The following is a 26,528-nucleotide window of genomic DNA, read 5'->3' on the forward strand; positions in this document are numbered from 1 at the left end:
CGGGAGGGAAATCCGTCACAAAGTTATACGGTTTTTCCCGAATTGATTTGTTATAATTTAATTACAAATAACCTCTTTTCCTTTTTATTCCTTTTTTCGGGAGGTTCTGATATCGTGTGGAATTTGGATTTTTTTATTTTACACACAGAATGGAGGTTGAAAGATGAATCCCGCCGAGCGCATCCCACTTTTCGATGAATGGGGCCATCTGATTTGGACGGATCGCAATGAATTTCGACATCATGTGATCCCGCAAAATATGGAGGCCGATTGGGATCATGCGGAAAGCCTATATGCTTTTGTCGTTCAATTGTACAAGGATGGTTTTATGGAGGAAGCGGGGAGAGGCGCCGACCGGCTGCTGGAGTTAACGGATCGGTCAGAGGAAGCGCTGTTGTTGAAATCATTGATTTTGATGCGGCAAGAAAGGGATGAGGAAGCCAAATCACTGTTACAGGAGTGTATGGAACAATATCCGGAACGGGGAGTGGCCCATACATACCTGGCCCGGATCTACCTTGCCGATTCTGAACGGGAAAAAGGGATCCTTACTCTGCGGGAGGGATTGAATCGGGAGCCGAATCAAGAATCGGCTTTGCGGGTTTTGATCCAGTGGCAGAACGATCGGGATCAACTCAAAGCATGGCTTCGCGAATGGAGTCAACTGGAGGGGGCTTGGTGGCCACCCCTTGAGTTGGGAAAACTGCTGGCGGATGAGGGGCACATCTCCGAGGCGATGGAGCGGTTTGAACAAGTGATCGATTTTGTCAAAACGTATCGCAATGACGAAGGACAGCCGGCGTGGGAGGAAGAGGTGGCGGCGATGACCATTTCAGCCTGTCTGCGTAAACATGGTCATCATGACGAACTCATCCAATTTTGTAACCGTCACTGGTCTCCGACGTACTTCACTCCTTTCCACGGATTGGATTATGCCCAATCCCTTATAGAAACAGGCCAACGGGATCGGGCCGTCGAAGTGCTGAACCAGATGCTTCAATATGTGGATGAACCATACCACAACATGGTCCAATTGAAAGTAACCCAGACGGAACATCCCGAGGCCCGTCCTTAAGCTCGCCGATACAAACCCTGCTAGTTTGGCGGGGTTTTTTATGTGCGATCAACCATCCGCTTGACGGAGAAGAAAAAAGGGAAAAAGAGCCGGGAGAAAGAAGTCTCCCGGTAATCGGTTTAGAGGAGGGGAACGGATGGAGCCCATATTTTCGAAACATGCATTACAGGGGAAACGGGTGATTGTTACCGGTGCCACCGGCGGGATCGGACGTGCCATCGCCCGCGTGTTGCGGGAGATGGGAGCCGATCTGCTGTTGACGGGACGCCGAAAGGACGCATTGGAGGAAGTGGCAGCAGAGCTTGCGGAAGAGGGAAAAGGACAGCTGGCTGTATACAGGGCTGACTTGGTGGATGCTTTGGACCGGGAGCGGCTGGTGACAGAAGCGCGGACACGGTTCGGCGGGACGGATATCCTAATCAATAATGCCGGCACCTTTGCTTCCGCCCTGATGGAAGAAGTAACCGAAGAAGAATTGGACCGTGTGATGCGCGTCAATGTTTACTCCGTGATGTTTCTGACCCAGCTTGTCTATCGGGAGATGAAGGAGCGGAGGGCGGGAAAGATTATTCAACTCTCTTCTTTGTCGGGAATTCGCGGCTGGGAAGGCGGAACCATCTATGCAGCCTCCAAATTCGCATTAAACGGTTTTACCCAATCACTGGCAGTGGAGGCGGCTAGGCACGGTATCCAGGTGAATGCGGTTGCACCCGGATTTGTGGACACCGACATGGGAATACAAGCGATCGGAACCAAAGCAAAACGGTCGGGCCGCTCCCTGGAAGAAGGATGGGAGGCGGTAGAAAAAAGCCTGCCTTCCGGCCGTCTTAGCACACCTGAGGAAGTGGCTGCCTGTGTCGCTTTTTTAAGCACGGGAGCGGCTGACAATATCATCGGCTCCAATCTCCGCATTTCCGGCGGCGGCTTATTGGGATGAATGCGTACAGGTGGAAGGCGGCATTTGCCAACCCGCTTCCTCCTTGTACCTGGGGTGTATTCAAGTTATCATGGAGGAAAACGTGTACGGAGTGAAGCGGATGACCGCACAACCATTTGCTTTTCCCTTCGATGAGCGTCTGGGGATCCGGCGTCCCCGGCTGTTTGTCGATTATGAGGAGCTGTCCACAGCCAGACGCCACCGCTTTGAACTGGGGTGCCAGGAAGTCTGCTCGGAGATCCCTTCGCGGATCCGGTGGTTTGAAAAACGATACATGACTCTGTTTGAAGCATTGAACGAGACGTCTTCCGAAACGGAACTGGATCGGCTGTTGGATGAGATGAACGAGCTGTCCAGCTGTATCGCCGACTTAAATGTGCTCTATCTTCATATCGAAGGCACTTACATCGGTGCCAATGTCAGTGCCTGACATACAACAAAAACCCCGGGCGGACTGTGAAGCCGCCGGGGTTTTTGTTGTTGAGGACAGGTTACATTTACGGGCGGCGGACCTTTTGTGTTTCCTCCAATGGAAAATCACTCAGTTCCCCGCTCTGCTCATAGGCAAACTGAACTTCATCATGGGTGATTTCTTCTTCCTCTTCCCGTTTTCGTTCCGGCTGCTTTTCTTTATCCCGTTCCATGATCTCACCTTCCTTCTAAGTAGTGGTTGTTAGTATGTTTTCCAGCCGATGTTCCCATGCAAATAGGGCTTTCGCTTTTTTCAGAAGAAAGAAGCGTTGGCCACCGTATTTTGGGGAAGCAATTTTTTGAAGGACATCACGTCAGGTGCGGTCGAATCGACATGAGGGCCTGTCTGGTAATTGCGATTCACACACGCCTTAGCTGCAAAGGAGTGGAGTCATGAAGCACGTATGGTTGTGGAGTCTGATTTTTTTGATTGGGCTGGTGGGCTGTTCTTTCAGCACCGACGGCGGGAAAGGGGGAACTGACGGCAAGGGAAACGGAAAAACGTCAACGAATGAAACGGGTGTGGAGGTGTTGGCAGACGGCTTGGACATACCCTGGTCCGTGGTGGAAGCGGAGGAGTCTGTGCTGGTGAGTGAACGGGGCGGCGCGATCGTGGAAGTACCCAAAAACGGGGGAGATCCGGCAAGAAAAAAGCTGGAACTGGAGCACAGCGTACGCCACCAGGGAGAGGGGGGCTTCCTGGGATTAACCCTCGCCCCTGATTTTAAGGAAAGCAGAGCCTTGTTTGCTTATCATACCTATCGCGCGGAGGGGCAGGTATTCAACCGGGTGGTACGGCTGGAAGAAGCCGATGAGGTTTGGGTGGAGACGGATGTATTGATCGATGCGATTCCCGGTGCTGGCATACATAACGGCGGGCGGATTCAGATCGGGCCTGATGACAAGCTGTATATCACGACTGGAGATGCGGCCGATGAACCCATCGCACAAGATTTGGAGAACCCAGCAGGCAAGATTCTGAGGGTGGAATTAGATGGAGGCATTCCAGACGACAATCCGTATCCCGGTTCTCCTGTTTATTCATATGGACATCGCAATCCGCAGGGATTGGCGTGGGATGAGGACGGACAGCTGTACAGTTCGGAGCATGGTCCCACCGGCCGGGATGAAATCAATCGGATTAAGGCAGGAAATAACTACGGCTGGCCGGAAATTTCCGGTGACGAGAAACGGGAAGGCATGGAAACACCGCTGTATCACTCCGGTTCCGATACATGGGCACCGTCGGGGCTGGCCTATGCCGACGGGAAGTTGTGGGTAGCGGGTCTTCGGGGTGAGCAAGTGCGCTCCTTTTCTCCCGATGGCAAACAGACGGAATTGAAGTTGGAGGGAGAAGGGCGGCTGCGGGATATCGTCCCGGCATCGGATGGTTCGTTTTATATTCTGACCAATAATAACGACGGGCGCGGTACTCCCCACGAAAAGGACGATCGCCTGTTGCGCTGGACCCGGCCAGACGGAAACTGACGCTTAAGGCTCAGAAGGAAACGCGTTTCCGGTGAAGTGCCCTCTGACGACTGCCCAGCGGAGTCTCCATAGGGCTCAACCGCTTAGCAGCCACCAACTTCAGTTGGTGGCTGGGGCTGCTGACACCCATCACGGGACGGTCGGGGTGTTTTTCCGTCTCCGCTCCAATGCATGGCAAGTCGCTCGCCGGAAAACCATCCCTCCCTGTTTTCTACCATCCCTGTATGTTTGTCATCAAGCTGGGCCGTCAGCTTCAATTGGCAGCTTTTTGCAGGTTATAATGAGGGAGAAAAGGAGGTGTCCGGTGCGGGATGGGCTCCTGTGCCGCGCTTATGCGAAGGAATGTGCTGGTGGCGGACGACGACCGGGATATCGTTCGGCTGATTCGTGATGCGCTGGAGTACGAAGGGTTCCATGTACGGGCTGCGCACGACGGACGGTCCACTTATGAAATCGTCAAACAGGAAACGGTCGATTTCATCATTCTGGATATTATGATGCCGGAAATGGACGGGTTGGAAACATGCCGACTCATTCGAAAAAACCATGGGGTGCCGATCCTCATCCTGAGTGCCCGCGACCGGGAATTGGACAAAATTGTAGGATTGGAAATCGGAGCCGACGATTATATGACAAAACCGTTTAGTGTGCAGGAATTGGCGGCCCGGGTGAAAGCCCATTTCCGCCGAATCGAACGGCTGCGGCACGAATGGGGGGAGGGAAAACCGGATTCCCCGCTCCAGCTCGATGAACGAACGTATGAAGTATTTGTTGACGGCAGCCCCATTGACTTGTCCACCAGGGAGTTTCAAATCCTCCACCACCTTGCATCCCGCCCCAATCAAGTGGTGTCTCGGGAACAGTTGTATGCTAGTGTATGGGGCGACACATGGGGGGACCGCAATACCGTAACGGTTCATATCAAAAATTTGCGAAAAAAACTGGGGCGCGACTTCATTAAAACGGTATGGGGCGTCGGCTACAAATTTGTCGGGAGGGAACCGGGGCCATGAAGCTAAAGTGGAAGCTCCCCCTCCTCTTTTTCTTTCTCAGTCTGGCTCTGTTTTTTCTCATCGTTTTTTACTTGCGGGTGGATGTGATTCAGGGGATTTGGGAACGGGTGGAAGGGATGCGAAAGCAGGCGCAAGCGGCCGAGCGGGAATGGGTACGCGTGTTGGCAGCGGCTCATCCGGACTATGCGGAGATGGGGGAGCTTCTGGAGCAGGCGGTGGAAACGGAAGGGGCCTCTTTTCGCCTTTATGGTCCGGATTCCTACCAGCTGTTGGCTTACGCCGACTCAGGCCGTTCTGGCAACAGTACGGAGGAGCGATGGTATCCGGTCCGCAAGGGCGGGGAAACGGTGGCGTTCCTTCAGGTGGAACGGGTGGTCAAAGAGGAGGACGTCGGTTTGAACCGGGCATTGACGGATACGTTCGGTTTCTTATTGGTATTCCTGCTGTTGTTATTCGTGATGCTGGGTTGGTACTTCAATGCGACGATCACCCGTCCATTGGCCCGGCTCAATGCGCGTTTGGACGCCGTTGTCCTCCGACGGCCCCTCCCTCCTCTACAGCGCAAGGGATGGGATGACAGCGAGATCGGGGAATTGTACCGTCGGTTTGGAGAGATGGAGAAGCGGTTGTATCGGGCCCACCGGGAGCAAGTGGATATGGTGGCGGCGATTGCTCATGATTTGAAAACCCCGCTGACGTCCATGAATGGTTTTCTGGAACTCTTAACCACCCGGTATGCTCCCACGGATACCAAGCAGAGAGAGTATCTCGATCTGGTGAAACGAAAGGCGGACAATTTAGCATCCCTGTTGGATCATTTTTCTGCCTTTGCCCGAGACGAAGTGTCCTTGCAGGAGATGGAACTGGAAGAGAGGCTGATGCGACCCCTGTTTGAGTCGATCGCCCGTGAGTATGAAGCGGAATTGGCCGGATTGGATCGGGCCTGTCACTGGAGCCATGATCTCGGCGACGAGCGCGTCCTTCTTCACGAACCGATGATTCGGCGGTTATTTGCCAACCTGGTTCATAACGCGTTCCGACATGGGAAACGCCAAGATCTGGCGGTGTGGTTGACCGCTACCGTCCACGGCGATCATATCCGTATTTGTGTAGAGGATAATGGCAGGGGTGTTCCGCGCGAGGCACTGGATGCACTGTTTGGACGTTTTTTCACAGTGGACGCCTCCCGGCGGGAGCAGAATGGCTCCGGGCTGGGACTGGCCAGCTGCCGTTCCATTGTGGAACGGCACGGGGGGAGGATTCAAGCGGATGTTTCATCCAAGGGCGGGTTGGCCGTTTCGTTCCAGTTGCCGCTGCTGTGAGAGGAATCGCGGTTGAAGCGGGTTCCTTTATACTTTTTCATATTCGTTTCATCTCTGGTTCAGCTTTCCTTGGTATCCTGAACATTCAGTGGGAGCTGACGGGAGGCGAGATGGTTTGAGGCGAATCATGCGGTGGAAGTGGTGGATATTGTTCACTTGGGTGGCGGTCTCCCTGGTGATGGTGTTTACCATGCCGGATTTGGGGCAGCTGGTCCGGGAAAAGGGGCAGCCTAGTATCCCGGACCACTATTCTTCTCAAGTGGCGAACATCCTGGCGGAACGGCTGGACGAAGAGGCGGATGGCGAGGGAAGGATGACGGTGTTGGCGGTTTTCGGAGGGAAAGAGAATGCCTTGTCCCAGCGCCAGCAGAACGAGGTGGAAGGGATGATCCGCTCCCTTGAGAAACGGAAGGAGGAGCTGGGGATCACCCAAGTTCTTCACCCTTTTGAAGAAGAAACGCTAAAAGAGCGACTCCTTTCCAAAAATGGGAGCACGGTGTTGATCCCGATCTCGGTGGAGCGGAAAGGACGAACGGTGGAAGAGGTACGCGAGGAGTTGGATGCGGCTTTGTCTACTTCCGTTCCACACTTGCTCACGGGTCCCCAATTGATCGACGAGGACTTCGCTCGTACGTCTCTGGAAGGGATACGCAAAACCGAGTCGATCTCTGTCCTTTTCATCCTGGCCGTGTTGGTGATTGTGTTTCGATCCCCTGTAGCACCGTTGGTGTCGCTGGTTTCGGTGGCTTTTTCTTACGCCGTCTCGTTGGGGATCGTGGCTCATCTGGTGGAGTCGTGGGATTTTCCGTTTGCCAATTTCACACAGGTATTTTTGGTCCTGGTGTTGTTCGGGGTGGGAACCGACTACAACATTTTGCTGTTCTCCCGTTTCAAAGAAGAACTGAGCAAAGGAAAATCCGTGGCTGAGTCCATCGTTGTCACCTATCGCACCGCAGGGAAAACAGTTTTTTACAGTGGATTAACCGTATTCATTGGATTTGCCTGTCTGGGCCTGGCCCGCTTTTCCATCTACCAGGCGGGAGTGGCCGTTGCCATTGGGGTGTTGGTCATGTTGGCGGCACTGACCACGGTGATCCCGTTTTTTATGTCCCTGTTGGGCCACCGGTTGTTTTGGCCGGCGCAAACGAACCGTGGATATGGAGAAAACCGAATGTGGTCGTCTCTTTCCTCTTTTTCCTATCGGAGGCCGCTCTTTTCTCTCCTATTGGTGGGATTGCTGACGGTACCGGTCCTGTTCCTTCATGAAGATACTCTTTCCTACAACAGCCTGGACGAAGTGGACGATTCGTATCCGTCTGTACGGGGATTTGAAACCGTGTCGGATACGTTTACCCCAGGACGAACGATGCCCGTCCAAATCATGCTCCACTCGTCCCACCCCCTCGATTCGGCAGAAGCCCTGGGACTGCTGGATCGGGTGGCCAATACCCTGGACCGGGTGAACGGAGTACGGCAAGTGTATGGACCCACCCGCCCCCAAGGGGAACCACTGGAGGATTTTTACGTATCGGAACAAACCGGTGAAGTGGGAGAAGGCATCGGCGAAGCCGGGAGTGGAACGGAAGCGGTTCGAGAGGGGCTGGATCAGGCGGTGGCAGGGATCGGTTCCGGTTCGGATACGGATTTTTCCCAAGTGGATCGCTTGCTGTCCGGGACTGCCGCCACCCGGGAAGGAGTCGGACGTGCCAATGAAGCACTGGCCGCTGTCCAGGCGGGCTTAAACCGGGGTGCAGACGGTGTCGGTGAGATTCGGGACGGGCTGCACAGTCTGGAGCAGTCTGCGGGCAGGTTGGCCTCCTCCACACAGGAACTGGCAGCCGGTTACAATCAGTTGTACAAAGGCTACCAAACGTTCGGCCGACAGTATCGCCAGGTGGAAGAACAGATCGGTGGTGTCGCTGCCGCTTTGCAATTGGTGCAGGGACAGGCGGAAAAGCTGGTGGTGCAACGACCGGATCTGGCTGCAGATCCTGATTATGTGACACTGAAAAGAACGGTTGATGAGTTGGTTCCTCAAGTGGATAGACTGAGGGGCGGCTTTTCTCAGTTGAACGATCACTATGAGGGGACATTGGCCTCTTTCAGCCAAACCAATGATGGTCTAAAACAGGTGCAGACGGGTCAGAAAAAAATGGGGGCCGGGATTGGCGAACTACGGCAGGGAACGGAAGCGTTGGCGAGCGGGTTGGAAAGAGGGGCTTCGGGGCAAGCCCAGGTCCGGGAGGGGTTAAAAAGTGTCGAAACCGGATTGGGGCGTGTCTATGAGGGGCAGCGGGAGCTGCTGTCCGGACTACAACAATTGGACGGGAACCTGTCGGAATTAAAAGGAGGGTTGAATGAGAGCGCCGACGGGCTGGGGGAGATTTCCGACGGATTGGAAGGCGCCCGCTCCTATTTGGAGGAGCTGTCCGGAGGTATTTCTGATGCGTTTTATGTTCCGGAAGAAGTGCGGAAAAGCAGTGATTTTCAGGCGTTTCTAGACCGCTTTTTGTCCCGTGACCGCAATACAGTCCAGTGGGAAGTGGAATTGGCTGACGATCCGTATTCCCAGGAGGCGATGGAAGTGGTGGCCGATTTGGAAGAAGCGGTGGCATCATCGATCCGGGGTACGCCTCTGGAAGGAGCTGAATTAGGGATCGGAGGGGTTTCTTCCCAAAATCGGGATCTGAGTCAGTTATCCACGGATGACCTATACCGAACCGCCGGTTGGATGTTGGCGGGAATCGCACTGGTGCTGTTATGGCTGTTGCGCTCTTTTTGGAATACGGTCTATGCCCTTGCAGCGCTGATATTGTCGTATTTTACGGCATTGACGGCGACGGAAGTGATCTTCATTCACATCTTGGATCAACCGGGCTTAACGTGGACGGTTCCTTTCTTCTCCCTGATCATGATTGTCTCGTTGGGGGTGGATTACACCATTTTCCTGATGATGCGGTACCGGGAACATCCCGAGATGTACCAGGGTGATGCCATCGTTTTGGCCGCCAAACGGGTGGGAGGGGTGGTGATCTCAGCAGCCATCATCCTGTCCGGGACGTTTGCCGCCCTGTATCCATCGGGCGTGCTTACGCTGGTGCAGATCGCCACAGTGGTTATCATCGCATTGATGTTGTTGGCTGTCGTATTGTTGCCCATGTTTATGCCGGCGATGATGGCGGTGACCGAGCGATTGCGTACCCCGCGGGAATCCTGGTCGGTGGAGAAATAAAAAAGGAGTTTCTTAAACCTCTCTGTCGTTTTTTCTGATAGAGAGGTCGTTATTTTTCTCTTTTTGGACAAACTACATAAACATGGATTTTGCCGAATCGACGAAGGTGGTTTGCAATTGATCCAAAAACAATTATTATAGGATAAGGTTGATCAAGATCATGTTAAAAACCCGTTAGGTTATTGTAAAAACTACGGTTAATAGGGGGAATCGCTGTTGTTCGGTTTTCAACGGTCGAAGGACTCGGTGTTCTACCAAACATTGGTGGAAGCTTCAGGCAATATCGTCGAAGCGATGCAGTTATTTCGACAAAATGTAGAAACCCTGGAGCATAAGGAAGAGTATGCCGAGAAGCTGAAGGACTTAGAGAATAAAGGGGATGACTATACCCATATCCTGATCCGGGAGCTGAATCAAACCTTCGTTACTCCGCTGGACCGGGAGGATATTCTCCAGCTGGCGGTCAAACTGGATGATGTGCTGGATGGTGTGGAGGCCTGTGCATCCCGATTCGTATACTGCCACGTCGAAAAAACAACCCCGTATCTGATGCAGTTTGCGGAAATCCTGGAGAAATTGGCTGAACACCTGCAAGAAGCGTTTATCGCTCTGGAGAAAAAGGATTACGCCTCCATCCAAAACCGGGCCGTCGAGATCAATATGTTGGAAAACCAAGCGGATCGATTGATGCGGGAATCCGTTGGTTCGTTGTTTGAAAACCCAACCGATCCGATTGAGTTGATCAAGATGAAAGAGCTGTACGAAAAGTTGGAAGCAGTAACCGATACTGCGGAAGACTTGGCCGATGTGTTGGAAAGCGTGGTCTTGAAATATGCTTGATCCGGTTGTGCTGATCGTCTTTGTCGTCGTTCTCGCTCTCATCTTTGATTTTACCAATGGTTGGAACGACTCGGCCAACGCAGTGGCCACTGTGATCGGCACCCGGACCATGACCCCGATAAAGGCGGTCTTGATGGCGGCGGTCCTCAATCTGGCCGGCGCTTTCTTCTCGACCGCCGTCGCTAAAATGATCGGGGGTGGCATTGTCGATCCACACAATGTGACGATGTTGGTGATTGCTGCCACATTGATCTCTGCCACGTTGTGGAATGCCGTCATGACGATTTTCGGGCTGCCGGTCAGCGCTTCTCACGGTCTGATGGGCTCCTTGATCGGTGCGGCGTTCGCCTACAAAGGTCTGGCCGTTATCCATATGAACGGCGTGATGCTGATCCTGGCGGCCATGCTCATTTCGCCGTTGTTGGGCGGGGTGGTTTCATATTCGATGATGAAGGTGATCCGTGCCTGGTTCGCCAATCAACCCCAATCCCGCGTCAAGCGCATTTTCCGGCCGTTGCAGGTATTCTCCGCCGGCTTTATGGCTTTCAGCCACGGAACCGCCGATGCCCAAAAGGTGATGGGGATCATCACCCTGGCGTTGGTGGCGGGAGGCTTCTTGCCGTCGGTGGAAGTGCCGTTTTGGGTGATTCTGTCCTCCGGTCTGGTAATGGCACTGGGAACCGCTTACGGCGGATGGCGGGTGATCAAGACATTGGGAATGCGCTTGAACCACTTGGAGACCCCTCACGGCTTTTCCGCTGAGACGGCGGCGGCTCTGATTCTGACAACAGTGGCACGGATTGGGGTTCCCGTCAGCACCACCCATACCATCACCGGCGCCATCGTCGGGGTAGGTTTGTCGCAACGGGCCAAGGGTGTTCGCTGGGGCATCGCCGGCAAGATCCTGTACGCCTGGATCTTCACCCTTCCGGGGACGGCCTTGATGGCTTATCTGCTGTATCATGTCCTTTCCGTGTTGGAATAGAGGTTTATAGATAAAAGACCCGCTACCCAATTGATCGGTGGCGGGTTTTTGTATGCGGTCAAACGATGGGAGCAAAAACCCGGTTGACCAGACCGCTGTCACAATCCTTGCCCGTCTCATATGAATCGTTACCCAGTTCTCGCTCCAGGGCGGACAGAGGTTTTTCCCCCTCCCAATAAGAAAAGGTGGCTTGCAAAAGGGGGGCGCCTTCTTCTACCGCCGCTTCCCACAGGTCGATAAAACTCTCTTGGTGTTTCTCTTCCGGGACGGCCGGATGCAGCCATTCCCGGCGGTTTTCGTTGAGGTAAGGGTTCCCGGAGGGAAGCGGACGGTATCGGAAAGGGGCGATTTTCCCCAGGGTGAAGACCCATTTGATTCGCCATGGATCGAAAAAGAATCGCAAGGCCCGTTTCATATCCTGATAGGCTTGTTGCCAATGATCGGGTGAAAGCGTTTTTGTTTCACCGGGAAAATGGCTTTGGGCTGTTTGGTGCAGGAGTACCGCCCATGGATCGGGCATCTTTTTTCCAACGTCGATCCGGGGGACAACCGGTGTGTTCCAGGTTTGAATGCCAGCCATACGCTCTGCCAGCAACGTATCGATCATAACCTCCAGCTCTTGGTGTTTGTATTTTCCTTCCCCGGATCGGTAGATGATGTAGGGATGGGTCTGCCGGTCCAGAATGTGATGGGTAAGGAACCCGGCGACATAGTCGCGGAAGTCGGGGTGTACCTTTGCGGCCGTGATCAGATCGAGTAAAAAGGGTCCACAGTGGCGGCGATGGATGGCGTTTCCCAGCTCCACCACGACTGTATCCGGTTGCCACGGCCAGAAACGATGGTACAACAGAGGATCGGGTCCCTGGCACCCCAATTGATAGGGTTTTTGATCCGCCGGCAACGGTCGGCCTGTTTTTTTCCACACCTGGTGTCCAAACAGAATATGACTCCAAATATTAGGCATCAGGCACTCCTCCAATGTAAAAGAATCGAATAGCATTTCGACCCGGCAGGAAAGGGTTCCTTGTCAAAAGGGTTATTCCGTATCTACCCGCCGAATCCGGTTGTTTTTGGAAAAGTCTTGGAATATCGCAAGTGTCCTCTCCCCGGTGCATAACGATAGATAAATGAACTCGTTTATGGGGAGGAACGAATCGTGGAATTGCGGGCTTGGGATGAGCACCATTTCTGGCTGGAGATCTTGGAGGATCATGCGCAATTTGTATTTGAGTTTTTATCCCCCGCTGAAAAGAAATGGGTACAAGCAGCAAAAAGTTATAAACAGCGCTTTCGTGCCCTGCGGCAAGAACTGCAGGGAATCGATCGAGGTGCCGCGGTGACATCTTTCGAAATGATCCAGTTCGCACGGCGAGCGCAACCGGTCGCCGCTGGATATTATCAGTTGGAAACTGCGTTGCAGCGTCTCCGCATCCGTAATCAGATCGTGATAACGGCTACCCCGTCTTATTTTAACGGAACGCTTTTGGAAAATGAGGAATACTTGCGGTTTCTTTCCCACTATGTCTGCGGAATGGAGCCGCCGCCCCTGCCGTTGGCGGATTTATTGGAGCTGTGGTTGGTGGATCAGTTGGGTCACGCGCTGTTGTTAATCAATCATCTGGATCCAGTGGAAGTGCAAGTGGCTGCCCGAGCCGATCAATTTCGAGCCGCCTTCCAAGCACTGTTATTACAAAACCGGACGATTACCGGGTACTTGCGGTCGGAGCCGCCGGGTTTTCCAAGACAGATGAAACTGGCGGCGCAAGCGGCCGAACAAGTGACGGAATTTTATTTTTTCGTCCAATATGTGGTGCGGGAATTCCGAAATCATCAGTTAATGAATAAGACCACACTACGTTTTTTGGAACATCATTTTCCGGAGGCTTGCTATTTTCTGCACAAGCTGTCTCATTATGCCCCGGATATCACCATTCCCCCCGATTGTCTCTTAACCAAACCGACGAAATATCCCAATCCCTCCGGATCGTCTGTTGCCCCAACCGATGAAGGTTTACCCAGTCCCGGGGCCTCCAGTTGAATATTCCCTTCTCTTTTCGCTCAATCTATAAATCAAACCGCTATTTAAAAGAGGGGCTTTTATGAGCCGTATTCGCCGAAGAGATCGAGGCAACCCAATCAAAGCCCGAACCGGGATCCCTATTTATAAGAATCTGGAGAAAAACCTGGTTGAACTGCAACGCCGCTTTCCTCATGCGCCCGACCTGGTGGTCCGCCGTTTTCGGACCAAAACCGGTGTGGAAGCGGCACTGGTTTATCTGGAAAATATGGTGGATAAAAACTCCGTAAATGATCAATTGCTGGAGCCTTTAATGTACGAACTGTCTTCCATTGAGGAACTGGATCGCCTCGACATTCCCGTCGGCAACATGGAGACCACGTCCCGATGGGCGAAGGCGGAATCCGCCATCTTTGACGGAGTCAGCGTGGTGTTGTTGGAGGGAGTTCCCTCCGCTTTGTTGTTTTATACACAGGGATGGCCGCAGCGTGCGATTCAGGAACCCGAGATCGAATCCACCCTGAAAGGCGGTCATCAGGGATTGATCGAGACGGCGTCTCAAAACCTCGCCTTGATCCGCCGCTATCTGAATCATCGTGAATTGGAAATAAGAGAGTATACCGTGGGAATTCGAGGAAAGATCAAGGTATACCTATTGTCTCTGAGAGATGTGACCAAACCGGAATTCGTAACGGAAATGGAAAACCGAATTCAACGGATTGAGGTGGATGCGGTCATAAACATGGGGGAGTTAGAAGAATACATCGAAGATCATCCCTATAGCCTGTTTCCCCAGTTTTTGCAGACGGAACGGCCGGACAACGTGGTGTCTCAGCTTCTCCAGGGAAGGGTCGCTGTCTTGATGGACCGTGCCCCCTTCGCCCTGATCGGACCGATCACCTTTACCGCTTTTTTTCAAAATGTGGACGATTACAGTACCCGTTGGCCTGTCTCTTCTTTTTTACGTCTTTTCCGGTTTTTTGCTTTTTTTATCGCCACCACGTTTCCCGCCATCTACATCGCCGTCGTCTCGTATCATTACGAAGTGCTTCCCTTAGACTTACTGCTTTCCATCGGTATATCGCGGGCGTTGGTTCCGTTCCCTCCCATTTTAGAAGCGTTATTGATGGAAGGGGCCATCGAAATGATCCGTGAAGCGGGGGTACGGCTGCCCGCCCCCATCGGCCAGACGATCGGCGTGGTAGGGGGGATTGTGATCGGACAAGCCGCCGTACAAGCGGGGATCGTGAGCAACATCATGGTGATTATCGTGGCCATCACTGCCATCGCCTCCTTTATTATCCCCAATCACGATTTGGCATCAGCCATCCGGTTGGTTCGGTTTCCGATCATGCTGTTTGCCGCCTTCTTCGGTATGGTGGGTCTGATGATCGGGCTTATGATCGTAACTATCCATATCCACTCCCTTGAGTCCCTGGGCCAACCCTTCGGAAGCCCGATTGCGCCGATCCGCCTCCGGGATTGGAAAGATACGTGGATTCGGATTCCTCTCCGGAGGATGAATACCCGTCCGTTGGCCACGGATCCAAAACAAAACCGGAGACAGGAAAGAACCGGACAAAGCGAGGATTAGGGATGAGCCGAGAACCTTACCAACTCTCTTTTAGTCAATTTGTCTTTCTGATCTATAAAACACAGATCGGGATCGGTGTGACGACGCTGCCGCGGGATGTGGGGGAGAAGGCGGGAGCCGATGCCTGGATTTCGGTTTTGATCAGCTGTCTCGTCTCCATCGCGGCCGGAATCGTTATCGTTAAAATCATGGAAAGGCACCCGCAAGATACTCTCTACGATCTGCTTCCAAAGATATTCGGGAAATGGATTGGAAAGGGGATGGTGTTTATATGGGTGATTCTTTTTTTCTTTAAGGCAGGAGCCGTTTTTTTTGTCATCCTCTACATCATTCAGACTTGGGTTCTGCCCTTTACCCCTGCGTATCTAATAGCGGGGCTGTTTCTGATCCCTACTGTCATGACGGTTCGACTAGGAATGAAGGGGATCGGCCGATTTGCCGATTTCATTTATCTGTTCTCCATCTGGATGGGCCCCTTCCTGGTTCTTGCCCTGCAAGAGCATGTGGAATGGTTGAACCTTCTGCCGGTGTTGCGGGAAGGATGGCTGCCCGTGTTGGAAGGAGTGAGACCGACACTCCTATCCTTTCTGGGATTTGAGGTGGTGTTTATCCTGTATCCGTTCCTAAAACATAAAAAAGAGGCGGTAAAAGGAGTTGTCGTCGCCAATGTTTTGACCCTCTTTATTTATCTCCAGGTGGTGGTGTTCAGCTTTGTTCGGTTTAGCCCCGAAGAAATACACTCGTTCTTCTGGCCCACCTTCGTCTTGCTAAAACCGATACGGCTTCCTTTCCTGGAACGCCTGGAAATTGTGTTTATATCTTTTTATCTATTTGTTCTTTTGTTTACGGTAATGGCCTATCTGTACATGGCGCTGTACGGTGCAATAAGAATAGGGGGGAAGCAGGACCACCGGCCCTTGTTGTGGGTGACGGCGCTTGTGGGGGTTGTTGTATTCGTGTTTGTGGAACCCTCTGACATCGTGGTGATTCAACTCCAGAGATGGTTGACGGATGTGGGGATTGTTTTTGCGTTTGTTCTCCCTCCCGTTTTGTGGTTTATCGGCAGAGTGGTTACGGGGAAGAAGAAGGAGGTGGCTACATGAGGAGAAAGATTTTATGCCTGCTGACGGCTCTGTTGGTCATGGTTTCGGGGTGCCGCGGTCAATTGCTGCTGGAAGATGCCGGTATCATCTTGACGGGAGGCCTGGATATCGAAGGGGATCGATATCGCGTGTATCATGCGACTCCCGTTTTTGCCCGAGAAGCCGAAAAAGCCGACGACATTACGACCACCACCGGATATAGTCAGCGCGAGACGAGAAACATCATCAACTCTAAGACGACGGGACAAGCCGTAGGCGGAAAACTGCAAACACTCCTCGTCGGAAAACAGCTCATCCGGCGACAAAATGTCTTTCCCCTGCTGGACGGTCTGCTGCGTGATCCCAAAAATGAAATCAACTCCAGGGTTGTCGTCGTGGACGGACCCGTCCGGGACGTCATGTACGCCGATGTGGAAGACAAAGGGCGGCTCGGGGTGGTCGTCCGAGAGATTATCGATTCTTCATATAGAAACGGAACAACTGTCGATACCGATTTGTTACAATTTCACCGCCAGATGTCGGATCCCCGCATCACTCCTTTTCTTGCGGAATTGTCTGCTAAGGACGATGAAATCGCGGTGACGGGAACCGCACTGCTGGATAAGGACGGAAAGTATATCCTATCTCTAAACCGGGAGGAAAGTTCCCTGCTGCTCTTGTTGCAGCGGCATCTCCGTCAACCGATTACGCTAACCTTTTATCCTGAGGGTGCTAAGCGCGATCTAGAAAATATCGTAGTCAACCTGGAAATCCGGAACGCATCCTTCGATATTCAAACCGATGTCCGCAACAATCAGTTTGTATTCGACATAGATGTCCAACTCGACGTAGCCATGAAGGAACGAATCCGTACTCTCAGTTACAAAGGGTTGGAACCCGACTTTGAACGACAGCTGAAGCGACAATGTGAAACCCTGATCCATCGCTTGCAACGTAACGAGCTGGACCCCTTCGGATTGGGAATCTATGCAAAAGCATACCGGTACGACACCTGGAAAGAGGTGCAGACCGATTGGGGGAAAGCCTTTTCAAAAGCGAAGATCACTGTCACTCCTCGGATCCGACTGAAGCAGCGCGGCATGACGATGTGAACGGGTATTTGCGCTGGTTTTGGATCGCCCTTTTGTCCTATTGCCCTTTCGCTTCTTTCCCCCTAGACTGGTAGAGGTTACGACTCCGAGCTTCACGCGTTGTACAAAAGGGGGAACAGAGTGAAAGCGATTCACGAAGAGCAACAACGGGCCATCCGTATGTGGGAATCGATCCGTGAAGGCAAACAGCGCCTGGCCGAGGCGGCTGGTCGCGGGGATTGGCAGACGGTAGAGCGGATTACAGCCGATCTGGTTTTTTGGAAACTGGAGATGGAACGGCTGCAACGAAAAATCGGGTTGTTCGCTCTTTTTTATGAGGAAGAGGACGCGATTTTTCTCGCCAAGGATGAGAAATCCGTCGAGTAAACAGCCGGGAACGGTTTTGGCGGGCCTGTTTCCTGCATGATATAGTGGAGGCGTGTAAGTTAAGGAGGGAAAGCCCGTTGTCTTATTTGAAGACCGCGATCCGTGCCGCCCGGGAAGCCGGGGAACTGATCCGGCGTCATACCTATGAAGCCAAAGAAGTAAAAGAGAAATCGTCGGTGCACGATCTGGTGACGGAAGTGGACCAGGCGGCAGAAGAGCGGATCCGGGATGTGCTGTTGTCCGCTCACCCCGATCATGCCATTCTGGGGGAAGAGGGAGTGGAAGCCGGAGTGGAAGCATCCAAAGCTGCGCTGGAAGAACACCGTGTCCACGAGCACTTATGGATGGTGGATCCCATCGACGGCACCACCAATTTTGTACATGGTTTTCCCTTTTTCTGTGTTTCCATCGGGCTGTCCCGGCGGGAGGAGCTGGTGGCAGGGGTGGTTTATGATCCGCTGCGGGACGAGTTGTTTACAGCGGAGAAGGGGAAGGGGGCATATCTTAACGGACGGCCCATTTGCGTATCCGCGGAACAAGAACTGTCCCACAGCTTGGTCGCCACCGGTTTTCCCGCCGGTGCCAAGGGTGCGCGCCGTGTCAATGTAAAGGGGATCCTCCACCTGTCCCCCCGCTGTCGCAATATCCGGGCAGGGGGGGCTGCGGCTCTTCATCTCGCCTATGTGGCGTCGGGCCGGCTAAGCGGTTTTTGGGAGCTGGATCTAAACGCATGGGACCTGGCCGCCGGATCGCTGCTGATCCGAGAGGCGGGTGGACGTGTCAGTGATACCCTGGGCCGTCCCTATGACATCGGAGTGCGGCACATTGTCGCCACCAACGGCGCAGTCCATGATGAACTGCTGGCCGCCTTGAAAGAATCGGAAGCCACAGGATACGGGGATGGTCTCCGTGTTTGACTAAAAGATGAAGCCGGTACGAACCAATCTGGCGTGCCGGTTTTTTCAAGTGTATAGGGGTCTTGGGTGATCCCATCCATTGTTCCCTGGTTTTACGGGGTAGTATAATGGTGACACGCCCTGTTTTCATACATAAGAAAATGGCCGGTTGTCCTTCGGCATGCGATACGGACGGGTTGTTGCCCGCGGGACGACAGTTTGGATACTGACAGTGGTGAAGGAGGAGACGTGTTTGAGGTTCGATTGGCAGGCAGAGATGGAAAAAAGGCGGGAGAGCCTGATTCATCATTTGACACAGTTGTGTGCGATTGAAAGTATCCGGGATGAGTCCACCGCCCGGGAAGGGGCTCCCTTTGGTGAAGCGATCGCAACAGCCCTGGACTATATGCTGGATCTGGGCAAAACGGACGGTTTTGAGACAAAAAACGTGGACGGCTACGCCGGTCATATCCAGTATGGAGAAGGGGAGGAACTGGTGGGGGTATTGGCTCACCTGGATGTGGTTCCTGCAGGGGATGGATGGACGAGTCCTCCTTTTTCACCGGAAATTCGGGACGGAAAGTTTTACGCCCGGGGGGCTCAGGATGACAAAGGGCCGGCCATGGCGGCCTATTTCGCTTTGAAGCTGGTGAAGGAATCGGGCTTGCCGTTGTCCAGACGGGTACGGCTGATCCTGGGAACGGATGAGGAATCCCAGTGGAAAGATATGAAGGTTTACTTTGAACGGGAACAGATGCCGGATATGGGTTTCACCCCTGATGCCGACTTTCCTCTCATTCATGCAGAAAAAGGGTTGATCGACCTGACGCTTTCGGGATCGGCTCCTCAAGTGGAGACATCCGGTGACAGCTGGGTTCTGTCCCGGTTTGAGGCGGGTCAACGCCCCAACATGGTTCCCGATGCGGCGGGTGCCCGTCTCGCTGGGGACGGGGATGTGTTTGAGCTGAAGGAGCGCTATCAGGATTATCTCTTGACCCATCGAATCCGCGGTTATGCGGAAGAAGCCGACGATTATCTCACCCTGGTGATGGAAGGGGTGTCCCATCACGGTTCCGAGCCGGATCAAGGCCTAAACGCCGCGTACCATCTGGCGGAGTTCCTGGGAGACCTTCCACTGGATGAGGTCGGCAGCCGCTATGTGGCGTTCATTCGAAATTATCTGGTGGACAGCTTTTTCGGTGAGAAGCTGGGAATCGCACAGTCCGACGATATCACGGGTCCTCTTACTGTCAACGGAGGCGTTTTCCGATACGAGCCGGGTGAGGGGCAGTGGGCACAGTTGAACATTCGTTATCCTGTTGACGGCGATCATGACTGGATTTGCCGTCAGGTGGACGAACGGGTTACCTCATATGGACTGACGGTTACGGAAGTAGATCACAAAGCACCGAATCATGTGGATCCGGATCATCCTTTGGTAAAAACGCTGCTTCGTGTTTACGAAGAGCAGACTGGCCAACCGGCGAAACCGATGGCCATCGGGGGTGCCACATACGCCCGTGCCTTAAAGCCCGGGGTTTGCTTCGGTCCTCTTTTTCCCGGCCATGAAGAACGGGCCCATCAAAAGGATGAGTACATCCGCGTCGATGATCTCATTCGTGCTGCGGCCATCTATGCCCAGGCTATCTATGAATTGGCCAAATAACGATCGATCCCCCACCCGATCACCCCGATTGTTTTCTTGACCTATTACGTAGATCAGTCGGTCGGCCTGGTTTTCCGACTTCGCTCCCATTGCAGACGGGGGTCGATTTCTCCCGCAGAACGAATCCGAAGATCGAGAAGTGGTGAAAAAATCCCCACCCCGCTCAGCATGAGGGGTGGGGATCCTTTACTCTGTAGTTGCGGCTTCTTCTCCGCGTTTGTAACGCAATTTGATCAGACGGTAGGTGTGGCTGACCACCACTTTAAGAACGGCATAAGTGGGAACCGCCAACAGCAGACCGAGGAAGCCGACGAGGCTTCCCGCCACCAACAGGAGCGAGATGATGGTCAAAGGATGGATGGAGAGACGACGGCCCATCACTTGAGGGGAAATCAGGTTGGATTCGATCTGTTGGGCGATCAGAGTGACTAATATGGCCCAGAGCGCCATGATGGGAGATTCGATGAAGGCGACGATAATCGCCGGGATGGTACCGATAATCGGTCCCAAAAACGGAATAAAGTTGGTGAACAAAGCTATAAAAGCCAACAGCAACGCGTATTCCAAGCCGATGATCAAATAGCCGATATAGATAAGCACACCGACACAGATGCTGACGATAATTTGGCCCTGGATATAGGAGCTGAGGGCGGTATCCATCGCCGACAAAATTTTGCGTCCCTCGGTCCGCTGAGAGGCAGGGAAGAAGCGCAGCAATTGTTTCGGGGCTTTTTCCCCTTCCTTCAGCATGTAAAACAGAATGAAGGGAACCGTGATAAAAGCGATCACGATGCTGGCGATCACTCCGACAAAACCGGCCACATTGGTTACGATGGCGGTGATAATGTCGGTCAGATACTGGACGGCCTGGTTGGAGAGGTCCTCCAGACTGTTTTGTTCCAAATATCCCTGGACCCAGGGATGCTCCTCCAAAGCTACCAGCTTCTCTGTCACTTTGATAGCCAGGTTCGGCAGATTGTCGATCAGCAAGTCGATCTGTTCTTGTAGCGGGGGACCGATCAGCAGCACCAAGAGGGTGATCAGTCCGATAAACACGAGGTAGATCACCAGGATGGAGACCACTTTCGGTACCTTTTTTCGGTGGAGCAGGTTCACCACCGGACGGAAAAGGTAATAAAGGACTCCAGCGACCAAGAACGGGAAAAACAAGGTCTGAAACAGGACGACCACAGGGTGAAAAATGAAGTCCACCAACGTTCCCACATAAATGATCGACAGGATCAATAGGATGGCATAACCGATACGAAATGGCTTGGACTGGGGCATGCTCTTGAACCTCCTCCATCGATGTGCCGTTCTATCAACTTGCCCACTACGGTTTTTCCATAAACCGGTGATCCTTTTCATCGATGGGCCGACTGCACTCGAAGCGATCGATTTTGAATAAAAAAATCCCGTAAACCTGCGGGTTCACGGGGTGTGTCGGACGGATGCCATCAAGAAGCGAGATCGGATTCCTTTGTCTGGATCAACCATTCTTTCAAGGTGTTATACGGATTCCTCTCATCACGGTCGTCTCCGTCAGATTCATCCCCATCTTTCGGCTCATCGTTTCCTTCCCCGGGTTCCACCGGTTCTTCTCCCTCACCAGGTTCGGTCGGCTCATCCGGACTGGAGGGATCATCCTTTCCATCCTCCGGGGATCGTTCTTCCTCGTTTTCCGGTTCCCGGGGTTGATCATCGGGGCCGGTTCCCGGCTGGTTGGCGTTTTGTTCATCTTCATCCGCGGGAGATTGAGTAGGAACGGAAGTGACAGCCGGTTCTTCTTCCTTTGTGACGGACTCATTCGACCGGGGTCGACTCCAGTTTTGTTGGGTGTCAGTGGCCGTATGTACTGGCTCGATTGTTTGCTGTTCGTCCTGTTTTAGCGCATACCAGGAGTTTTTCGGTTGATCGGTCGGTTCCGCCTCAAGGTTTTCCTGTGTCTTTTCCCGTGACAATTGCACCCCTGGCTTTTCCGGATGGGTCCGTTCGTTGGATCGGTTTTCTTCCATCGACAGATCCGGTTTATATCCTTGAGGGGCTTGGACGATCGGAGGGGTGATAAAACCTGTCAGAACCAGGCTGCCGACAAAGCTGAAAAACGCAGCTTTGCGAATTCGGGCTTTTCTGCGTTGCACCTGCCCACGCAACTTCATTTATTTCCCTCCTTTCGTTTGAAGCTGTCATCTGTCTGCATTCAGTACTAGTGTAACAGATAAGTAAAGGGACAGCTACCCACGGTTAAAGCACTTGAAAGGAACTTTCTTCTGGCGACGATAGGTTTGTAACTCCCTGGAAGCGCCGTAGCCCCCTCCTTCAAGTGGTGTGACTAAAAGCAGGCTGACAGCTGCCTAACTAAACGGGGTATGCTCGAGCGGTTACCCGATTTCCGGTTCGTCTGTAAAAAGTACTTCGATTTCTGCATATAGCACCATGAATCATTTCAAAAACGCTTTCTACCATTTTTCTATATCCGTATTATATCACTGTAAAGGAGGTAGCGGGAGGGATGTTGGGTGTTGACGGAAAAGAATTCCCGCCGCATCCAAGAACGATTTCTTTCCCTCTTGTTTTCATATTGAAACTATTATCCCATTTATTCATTGATTATAAATGGTAAAAAGAAAATATGATTCAATTTTATATTTAAAAATGGATCGATATCCTCTACTCTGTAAATTGGATGGATGAGGAGGAGATCCCGATGAAAAAAATTCACTACGGCTGGTTTATTTTATTCTTTTCCTTTTTCGCACTGTTGACCGTGCAAGGGGCAAGATTATCCTTTGGTGCCTTCATCGTACCGTGGGAGGAGTATTTCGGGACAAGCAGAGGAGCGATCTCGTTTGTAGGAACGTTGAGCTTCGTCGTCTATGGCATCACACAGCCGCTTATAGGAAAGGCAATCGATAAATGGGGCGTCCGAAAAGTTCTTTCTTACAGCGCGCTGATTGCTGGGACTGGAGTGGCATTAACCCTTACCGCTTCCACTTATTTGGAACTGTGGTTATGGTTTGGCATCCTTGCTTCCATCGGGTTTGGTGGAGCATCCAGCGTGGCTGCATCTGTGGCCGTTACCCGTTGGTTTAACCGAAAACGGGGGTTAGCGCTGGGGATGATTACGGCCGGTTTCGGAGCGGGTCAATTTTTTATCGTCCCCCTCGCAATCGTGTTGATCCAAACATGGGGCTGGCCCGTTGCATCTTTGGTACTGGCAGGTATATTGATTGTTTTCGCTTTTCCGCTGCTACTTATATTTTTAAAAGACAAACCTGCCGATCTGGGGATGGAACCATATGGAGGAATGTCAGAGAAGTCCTCGCTGAACAAAGGGGATGGATCCGTTGTCACACCCGTTACATATTGGAAGCATCGGGGGTTTTGGTGTCTACTGATCCCTTATTTTGTTTGTGGTTTTACTACTACAGGCCTGATGGATACGCACTTGGTTCCATTTGCGCATAATCATGGGTTTTCGGCTGCCACCGCCGGCGCGGCTGTGAGTCTGCTCGCTATATTCAACATCATCGGAACGCTGGCTTCAGGACACTTTGCGGATTACTGGAATAATCGCTGGATGCTGTTTACCTTATATGCGGTCCGGGCCATAACGGTGTTTTTATTGGTTTACACACACCAACCCCAGATGTTGCTTGTTTTTTCTGTTTTGTTCGGGTTGGTGGATTTCTCCACCGTAGCCCCCACTACACTAACGGCCACCAGACTCTTTCAATCGGTAAATGTGGGTTTGGTGTTAGGATGGCTTTCCTTTGCTCATCAAGTGGGATCGGCTTTGGGTGCTTATATTCCGGGTTGGTTGTTTGATCGAACCGGAAGTTATGAGGCGGCGTTTGTCTTTTCTTCCATTTTACTGATAGGAGCGGTGATTCTCACCTACTTTTTACCAGATTCCGCCCAGCGGGATCGAGATAAGAAACCATCCGCACTCACGACATAAAAACACTAAAACCGGGATCGGCTATATAGCCGATCCCGGTTTTTTAGTTTACTTTCGGCTTTTCCTTTTTCGATTCATTTAACTGGTGATGAATCTTATGCATGCTTACCCATAGCAACCATAATTCACGTTCTGTTTTTCGAAATGCTTGAGTGACGGGGTCTGGTAAATGGGTATGGTCTAACGGTTGTTTTACAGATTTTCCGTCTTTGATGACAACTTTACCTGGGATTCCTACAACAGTAGAGTTTTCAGGGACATCTTTTAAGACAACCGATCCGGCACCGATTTTTGCGTTTGCACCTACCGTGATGGCACCTAGTATTTTGGCACCTGCAGATATCAACACATGATGGTGAATGGTTGGATGTCTTTTCCCTCTTTCTTTTCCGGTTCCCCCCAGTGTCACACCTTGATAAAGCGTGACATAATCGCCGATTTCACATGTTTCCCCAATGACGACCCCCATCCCATGATCGATGAAGAACCCTTTTCCAATTACAGCACCGGGATGGATTTCAATACCTGTGGCAAAACGGGCTAGTTGTGATAGTGCTCTTGCCAAAAAGAAGTACTTATTTCTATGTAGAATATGGGCGATGCGGTGAAGCCAGATCGCATGCAATCCGGAGTATGTGAATATCACCTCCGGTAACGAGCGGGCTGCAGGGTCATTATCAAATACTGCCCGAATATCGGATCGCATGATTGTAAGTAATCCAGCACCTTGTCCCATCAATAGACCTCCCTATGGGTATCGGTTAATTTTCAAGCGGTAACGATACGGGACTTTCTCGATCGGTCTCATAGGTGCGTTGATAAAGTAAATGCATAAAAACGAAATATAGGAAATCGTGAATGTTTCATTCCTCCTGATCTTTCGGGTTTGTTTAAGAGTATACAGTAAATTGAAAATAACATAATTTTTGATAATCGAGTTGCAACCCCTTTCGTTATAAAAAAATACAGCGATCCTCCTCATTTTAATAATTTTATGCAATAATGTATTTCCATTCCGTTTTCCTTTAGGAGGGGTCATCCATGCAGGAGCTAAGTTTGGGTCCGGTTATTAAGGATCTTCGGTTGCGATTGGGAATGACTCAAAAGCAATTGGCGGAAGGCATTTGTACCCAAGCGGAGATCAGCAGAATTGAAAGCGGAAAGAATGTTCCATGCGTCGATATTTTGTACGCGATCAGCAGAAAGTGCGGGGTCACCATGAATTATTTTTTCAGTAGAAGACATGATGTGGATGATAGTTACATATTGACTACCAAAGAGACCATTCGGGATATGGTCCATGAAAAACGATATGAAGAAGTGAGAACGCTTGTGGAGGAAGCGATTGAAAATCCATGTTTTCAAGATCCCCACGAACAAAAATTTTTATGGTGGCATAAAGGAATAATCTTCTATTATCTGGACCAAGATGATGTTTCTGCGAGTAAAGCTTTGCAATATGCTATAAGCATGAAGACGTCAGCATTATCAATCACGGAGATCGATGTGGAGATAATGATCACCCAAGCAAATATATTATTGGAAACAGGCATGATTCGAGAGGCAATACGAAGATACGAAACGTGCCTGGCGGAGTTTAAGCGTCTATCAGAAAAAAAAAATCCTCTCATCTACATTCGAATTCTATACAACATGGGGCTCGCACTAGACTGTTTGGGAAAATATCAAGAGGCAATCGAACGCATCGAACTAGCCATCAAATACTGCAAACGGGAACGAACCCTCTATTTATTAGGGGAGCTGTATTATCAGCTCAGCTTTTCACAGTACAACTTAAACAAAGTGGGAGCTGCCCTGGAGTACGCTACCTTGGCCTATAGCCTATTCCGGGTGATGGATAAAGCGGACCGTCTAAAGAATACAGAGAATTTGTTGTATTCAATCAAAGAGAAGCTGCGATACGGTGTGATGTTATAACCCGATTCTCGGGTTTTTTTGTTCATAATTATTTGTATATTGAATGACCGTTAGGGACTTTAACCTGGCCTGCTCGTTTTTCTTACCGGATAAGACGACCAGATCGCAAACGCAAAGGTTCCCCAGTTTTGGTACATTGCTTACAGATGAAAGGAGGATGAATATATGAAAATTCAACGCTTGGATCGAGAAAATTTGGGATTTGAGTACAATCTATATGCACAGCGCACCTTTCCCTGGAAGCAGGTTGTTACACCACCGTTTGAAGGAGCATGGTGTGTCTTGCCGCCTGGACAACAATCAACCCCGCACAGTCATGAAGAAAAAGAGACGTTTATTATTGTAAAGGGTACCGGACAAGTGGTGACGGATCATGAGAAGGATGTGGTAAAAACAGGGGATGTGATCTATTTTGAACCGCATACCGAACACAGCATTATCAATATAGGCGGCGAAGATCTGGAATTTTTCTCCGTATGGTGGTGGGATAAACAAAACCAAATTCAGACGGCTGAGGACTACAGTATTTAAAA

At 51.6% G+C, this 26,528-nt stretch carries 25 protein-coding genes; 19 read left to right on the forward strand and 6 right to left on the reverse strand.

What is annotated here, in order from left to right; translation table 11 throughout:
* Window positions 1–163: 163 nt before the first annotated feature.
* The 3 genes from JOE21_RS16090 to JOE21_RS16100 all read left to right on the forward strand — a co-directional run bounded on the left by JOE21_RS16090 (window position 164) and on the right by JOE21_RS16100 (window position 2,442).
* Window positions 164–1,075, forward strand: coding sequence for a tetratricopeptide repeat protein (locus JOE21_RS16090; protein ID WP_309868316.1), 912 nt, complete (start codon window positions 164–166; stop codon window positions 1,073–1,075).
* Window positions 1,076–1,211: 136 nt separating this feature from the next.
* Complete coding sequence (locus tag JOE21_RS16095) at window positions 1,212–2,012, forward strand: SDR family NAD(P)-dependent oxidoreductase (protein WP_309868317.1); 801 nt, start codon at window positions 1,212–1,214, stop codon at window positions 2,010–2,012.
* Window positions 2,013–2,082: 70 nt separating this feature from the next.
* A complete protein-coding gene (locus JOE21_RS16100) occupies window positions 2,083–2,442 on the forward strand; it encodes a hypothetical protein (RefSeq protein ID WP_309868318.1) in 360 nt (119 codons plus the stop codon).
* Window positions 2,443–2,509: 67 nt separating this feature from the next.
* Here JOE21_RS16100 and JOE21_RS16105 read toward each other — a convergent pair whose 3' ends face one another.
* Complete coding sequence (locus JOE21_RS16105; RefSeq protein ID WP_309868319.1) at window positions 2,510–2,656, reverse strand: hypothetical protein; 147 nt, start codon at window positions 2,654–2,656, stop codon at window positions 2,510–2,512.
* Window positions 2,657–2,876: 220 nt separating this feature from the next.
* Here JOE21_RS16105 and JOE21_RS16110 point away from each other — a divergent pair, with 220 nt between their 5' ends.
* Window positions 2,877–3,971 (forward strand): PQQ-dependent sugar dehydrogenase, encoded by a 1,095-nt coding sequence (locus tag JOE21_RS16110; RefSeq protein WP_309868320.1) that lies wholly within the window; start codon window positions 2,877–2,879, stop codon window positions 3,969–3,971.
* A 10-nt stretch (window positions 3,972–3,981) separates the two neighbouring features.
* Here JOE21_RS16110 and JOE21_RS16115 read toward each other — a convergent pair whose 3' ends face one another.
* Window positions 3,982–4,149 (reverse strand): hypothetical protein, encoded by a 168-nt coding sequence (locus JOE21_RS16115; RefSeq protein ID WP_309868321.1) that lies wholly within the window; start codon window positions 4,147–4,149, stop codon window positions 3,982–3,984.
* A 154-nt stretch (window positions 4,150–4,303) separates the two neighbouring features.
* Here JOE21_RS16115 and JOE21_RS16120 point away from each other — a divergent pair, with 154 nt between their 5' ends.
* The 5 genes from JOE21_RS16120 to JOE21_RS16140 all read left to right on the forward strand — a co-directional run bounded on the left by JOE21_RS16120 (window position 4,304) and on the right by JOE21_RS16140 (window position 11,363).
* On the forward strand, window positions 4,304–4,984 hold the full coding sequence (locus JOE21_RS16120; protein WP_309868520.1) for a response regulator transcription factor: 681 nt from the start codon (window positions 4,304–4,306) through the stop codon (window positions 4,982–4,984).
* Complete coding sequence (locus tag JOE21_RS16125) at window positions 4,981–6,306, forward strand: sensor histidine kinase (RefSeq protein ID WP_309868322.1); 1,326 nt, start codon at window positions 4,981–4,983, stop codon at window positions 6,304–6,306. The genes JOE21_RS16120 and JOE21_RS16125 overlap by 4 nt, the downstream gene beginning before the upstream one ends.
* Window positions 6,307–6,421: 115 nt before the next feature.
* Window positions 6,422–9,538 (forward strand): MMPL family transporter, encoded by a 3,117-nt coding sequence (locus tag JOE21_RS16130; protein WP_309868324.1) that lies wholly within the window; start codon window positions 6,422–6,424, stop codon window positions 9,536–9,538.
* Between the two features lie 216 nt (window positions 9,539–9,754).
* Window positions 9,755–10,378, forward strand: coding sequence for a DUF47 domain-containing protein (locus tag JOE21_RS16135; protein ID WP_309868326.1), 624 nt, complete (start codon window positions 9,755–9,757; stop codon window positions 10,376–10,378).
* On the forward strand, window positions 10,371–11,363 hold the full coding sequence (locus tag JOE21_RS16140) for an inorganic phosphate transporter (RefSeq protein ID WP_309868328.1): 993 nt from the start codon (window positions 10,371–10,373) through the stop codon (window positions 11,361–11,363). The genes JOE21_RS16135 and JOE21_RS16140 overlap by 8 nt, the downstream gene beginning before the upstream one ends.
* Window positions 11,364–11,421: 58 nt before the next feature.
* Here the strand turns inward: JOE21_RS16140 and JOE21_RS16145 are convergent, their stop codons facing one another.
* The gene (locus tag JOE21_RS16145; RefSeq protein WP_309868330.1) at window positions 11,422–12,327 is read right to left on the reverse strand and encodes a zinc dependent phospholipase C family protein; all 906 of its coding nucleotides are present in this window, start codon (window positions 12,325–12,327) and stop codon (window positions 11,422–11,424) included.
* 192 nt (window positions 12,328–12,519) lie between these two features.
* On the opposite strand from JOE21_RS16145, the gene JOE21_RS16150 reads away from it, so the two are divergent.
* The 7 genes from JOE21_RS16150 to pepV all read left to right on the forward strand — a co-directional run bounded on the left by JOE21_RS16150 (window position 12,520) and on the right by pepV (window position 20,096).
* Window positions 12,520–13,401: a DUF2935 domain-containing protein gene (locus JOE21_RS16150; protein ID WP_309868332.1), complete on the forward strand. Its 882-nt coding sequence runs from the start codon at window positions 12,520–12,522 to the stop codon at window positions 13,399–13,401.
* A gap of 61 nt (window positions 13,402–13,462) precedes the next feature.
* Window positions 13,463–14,974: a spore germination protein gene (locus tag JOE21_RS16155; RefSeq protein ID WP_309868334.1), complete on the forward strand. Its 1,512-nt coding sequence runs from the start codon at window positions 13,463–13,465 to the stop codon at window positions 14,972–14,974.
* A gap of 2 nt (window positions 14,975–14,976) precedes the next feature.
* Window positions 14,977–16,077, forward strand: a complete 1,101-nt coding sequence (locus tag JOE21_RS16160) for a GerAB/ArcD/ProY family transporter (RefSeq protein WP_309868336.1) — start codon at window positions 14,977–14,979, stop codon at window positions 16,075–16,077.
* A complete protein-coding gene (locus JOE21_RS16165; RefSeq protein WP_309868338.1) occupies window positions 16,074–17,168 on the forward strand; it encodes a Ger(x)C family spore germination protein in 1,095 nt (364 codons plus the stop codon). The genes JOE21_RS16160 and JOE21_RS16165 overlap by 4 nt, the downstream gene beginning before the upstream one ends.
* A 120-nt stretch (window positions 17,169–17,288) precedes the next feature.
* On the forward strand, window positions 17,289–17,534 hold the full coding sequence (locus JOE21_RS16170; protein WP_309868339.1) for a hypothetical protein: 246 nt from the start codon (window positions 17,289–17,291) through the stop codon (window positions 17,532–17,534).
* A gap of 77 nt (window positions 17,535–17,611) precedes the next feature.
* Window positions 17,612–18,451 carry an inositol monophosphatase family protein gene (locus JOE21_RS16175; protein ID WP_309868340.1) on the forward strand — a complete coding sequence of 280 codons (840 nt, stop codon included), beginning with the start codon at window positions 17,612–17,614 and terminating at the stop codon, window positions 18,449–18,451.
* 232 nt (window positions 18,452–18,683) lie between these two features.
* Entirely contained in the window at window positions 18,684–20,096 is a 1,413-nt protein-coding gene (gene pepV / locus JOE21_RS16180; protein ID WP_309868342.1) for a dipeptidase PepV, read from the forward strand.
* 186 nt (window positions 20,097–20,282) lie between these two features.
* Here the strand turns inward: pepV and JOE21_RS16185 are convergent, their stop codons facing one another.
* Together JOE21_RS16185 and JOE21_RS16190 are read right to left on the reverse strand one after the other, a co-directional pair.
* On the reverse strand, window positions 20,283–21,383 hold the full coding sequence (locus JOE21_RS16185; RefSeq protein ID WP_309868344.1) for an AI-2E family transporter: 1,101 nt from the start codon (window positions 21,381–21,383) through the stop codon (window positions 20,283–20,285).
* A 170-nt stretch (window positions 21,384–21,553) separates the two neighbouring features.
* Window positions 21,554–22,255: a hypothetical protein gene (locus JOE21_RS16190; protein ID WP_309868345.1), complete on the reverse strand. Its 702-nt coding sequence runs from the start codon at window positions 22,253–22,255 to the stop codon at window positions 21,554–21,556.
* 548 nt (window positions 22,256–22,803) lie between these two features.
* On the opposite strand from JOE21_RS16190, the gene JOE21_RS16195 reads away from it, so the two are divergent.
* On the forward strand, window positions 22,804–24,057 hold the full coding sequence (locus tag JOE21_RS16195; protein ID WP_309868347.1) for an MFS transporter: 1,254 nt from the start codon (window positions 22,804–22,806) through the stop codon (window positions 24,055–24,057).
* A 43-nt stretch (window positions 24,058–24,100) separates the two neighbouring features.
* On the opposite strand, the gene cysE is transcribed toward JOE21_RS16195, so the two are convergent.
* Window positions 24,101–24,793 carry a serine O-acetyltransferase gene (gene cysE, locus JOE21_RS16200; protein ID WP_309868348.1) on the reverse strand — a complete coding sequence of 231 codons (693 nt, stop codon included), beginning with the start codon at window positions 24,791–24,793 and terminating at the stop codon, window positions 24,101–24,103.
* Window positions 24,794–25,098: 305 nt separating this feature from the next.
* Between cysE and JOE21_RS16205 the strand changes: the two genes are divergently transcribed.
* Window positions 25,099–25,995 (forward strand): helix-turn-helix domain-containing protein, encoded by an 897-nt coding sequence (locus JOE21_RS16205; RefSeq protein WP_309868349.1) that lies wholly within the window; start codon window positions 25,099–25,101, stop codon window positions 25,993–25,995.
* Window positions 25,996–26,160: 165 nt separating this feature from the next.
* Window positions 26,161–26,526 carry a cupin domain-containing protein gene (locus tag JOE21_RS16210; RefSeq protein WP_309868351.1) on the forward strand — a complete coding sequence of 122 codons (366 nt, stop codon included), beginning with the start codon at window positions 26,161–26,163 and terminating at the stop codon, window positions 26,524–26,526.
* Window positions 26,527–26,528: the final 2 nt, after the last annotated feature.

The sequence above is a fragment of the Desmospora profundinema genome, assembly GCF_031454155.1.
Classification (GTDB): Bacteria; Bacillota; Bacilli; order Thermoactinomycetales; family DSM-45169; genus Desmospora; species Desmospora profundinema.

Bases quoted from the DNA above. Each gene is read 5' to 3' on its own strand.
- JOE21_RS16090 (WP_309868316.1), top strand. From the start codon at position 164: ATGAATCCCGCCGAGCGCATCCCACTTTTCGATGAATGGGGCCATCTG.
- JOE21_RS16095 (WP_309868317.1), top strand. From the start codon at position 1,212: ATGGAGCCCATATTTTCGAAACATGCATTACAGGGGAAACGGGTGATT.
- JOE21_RS16100 (WP_309868318.1), top strand. From the start codon at position 2,083: ATGGAGGAAAACGTGTACGGAGTGAAGCGGATGACCGCACAACCATTT.
- JOE21_RS16105 (WP_309868319.1), bottom strand. From the start codon at position 2,656: ATGGAACGGGATAAAGAAAAGCAGCCGGAACGAAAACGGGAAGAGGAA.
- JOE21_RS16110 (WP_309868320.1), top strand. From the start codon at position 2,877: ATGAAGCACGTATGGTTGTGGAGTCTGATTTTTTTGATTGGGCTGGTG.
- JOE21_RS16120 (WP_309868520.1), top strand. From the start codon at position 4,304: ATGCGAAGGAATGTGCTGGTGGCGGACGACGACCGGGATATCGTTCGG.
- JOE21_RS16125 (WP_309868322.1), top strand. From the start codon at position 4,981: ATGAAGCTAAAGTGGAAGCTCCCCCTCCTCTTTTTCTTTCTCAGTCTG.
- JOE21_RS16140 (WP_309868328.1), top strand. From the start codon at position 10,371: ATGCTTGATCCGGTTGTGCTGATCGTCTTTGTCGTCGTTCTCGCTCTC.
- JOE21_RS16145 (WP_309868330.1), bottom strand. From the start codon at position 12,327: ATGCCTAATATTTGGAGTCATATTCTGTTTGGACACCAGGTGTGGAAA.
- JOE21_RS16155 (WP_309868334.1), top strand. From the start codon at position 13,463: ATGAGCCGTATTCGCCGAAGAGATCGAGGCAACCCAATCAAAGCCCGA.
- JOE21_RS16160 (WP_309868336.1), top strand. From the start codon at position 14,977: ATGAGCCGAGAACCTTACCAACTCTCTTTTAGTCAATTTGTCTTTCTG.
- JOE21_RS16165 (WP_309868338.1), top strand. From the start codon at position 16,074: ATGAGGAGAAAGATTTTATGCCTGCTGACGGCTCTGTTGGTCATGGTT.
- JOE21_RS16185 (WP_309868344.1), bottom strand. From the start codon at position 21,383: ATGCCCCAGTCCAAGCCATTTCGTATCGGTTATGCCATCCTATTGATC.
- JOE21_RS16190 (WP_309868345.1), bottom strand. From the start codon at position 22,255: ATGAAGTTGCGTGGGCAGGTGCAACGCAGAAAAGCCCGAATTCGCAAA.
- JOE21_RS16195 (WP_309868347.1), top strand. From the start codon at position 22,804: ATGAAAAAAATTCACTACGGCTGGTTTATTTTATTCTTTTCCTTTTTC.
- cysE (WP_309868348.1), bottom strand. From the start codon at position 24,793: ATGGGACAAGGTGCTGGATTACTTACAATCATGCGATCCGATATTCGG.
- JOE21_RS16205 (WP_309868349.1), top strand. From the start codon at position 25,099: ATGCAGGAGCTAAGTTTGGGTCCGGTTATTAAGGATCTTCGGTTGCGA.
- JOE21_RS16210 (WP_309868351.1), top strand. From the start codon at position 26,161: ATGAAAATTCAACGCTTGGATCGAGAAAATTTGGGATTTGAGTACAAT.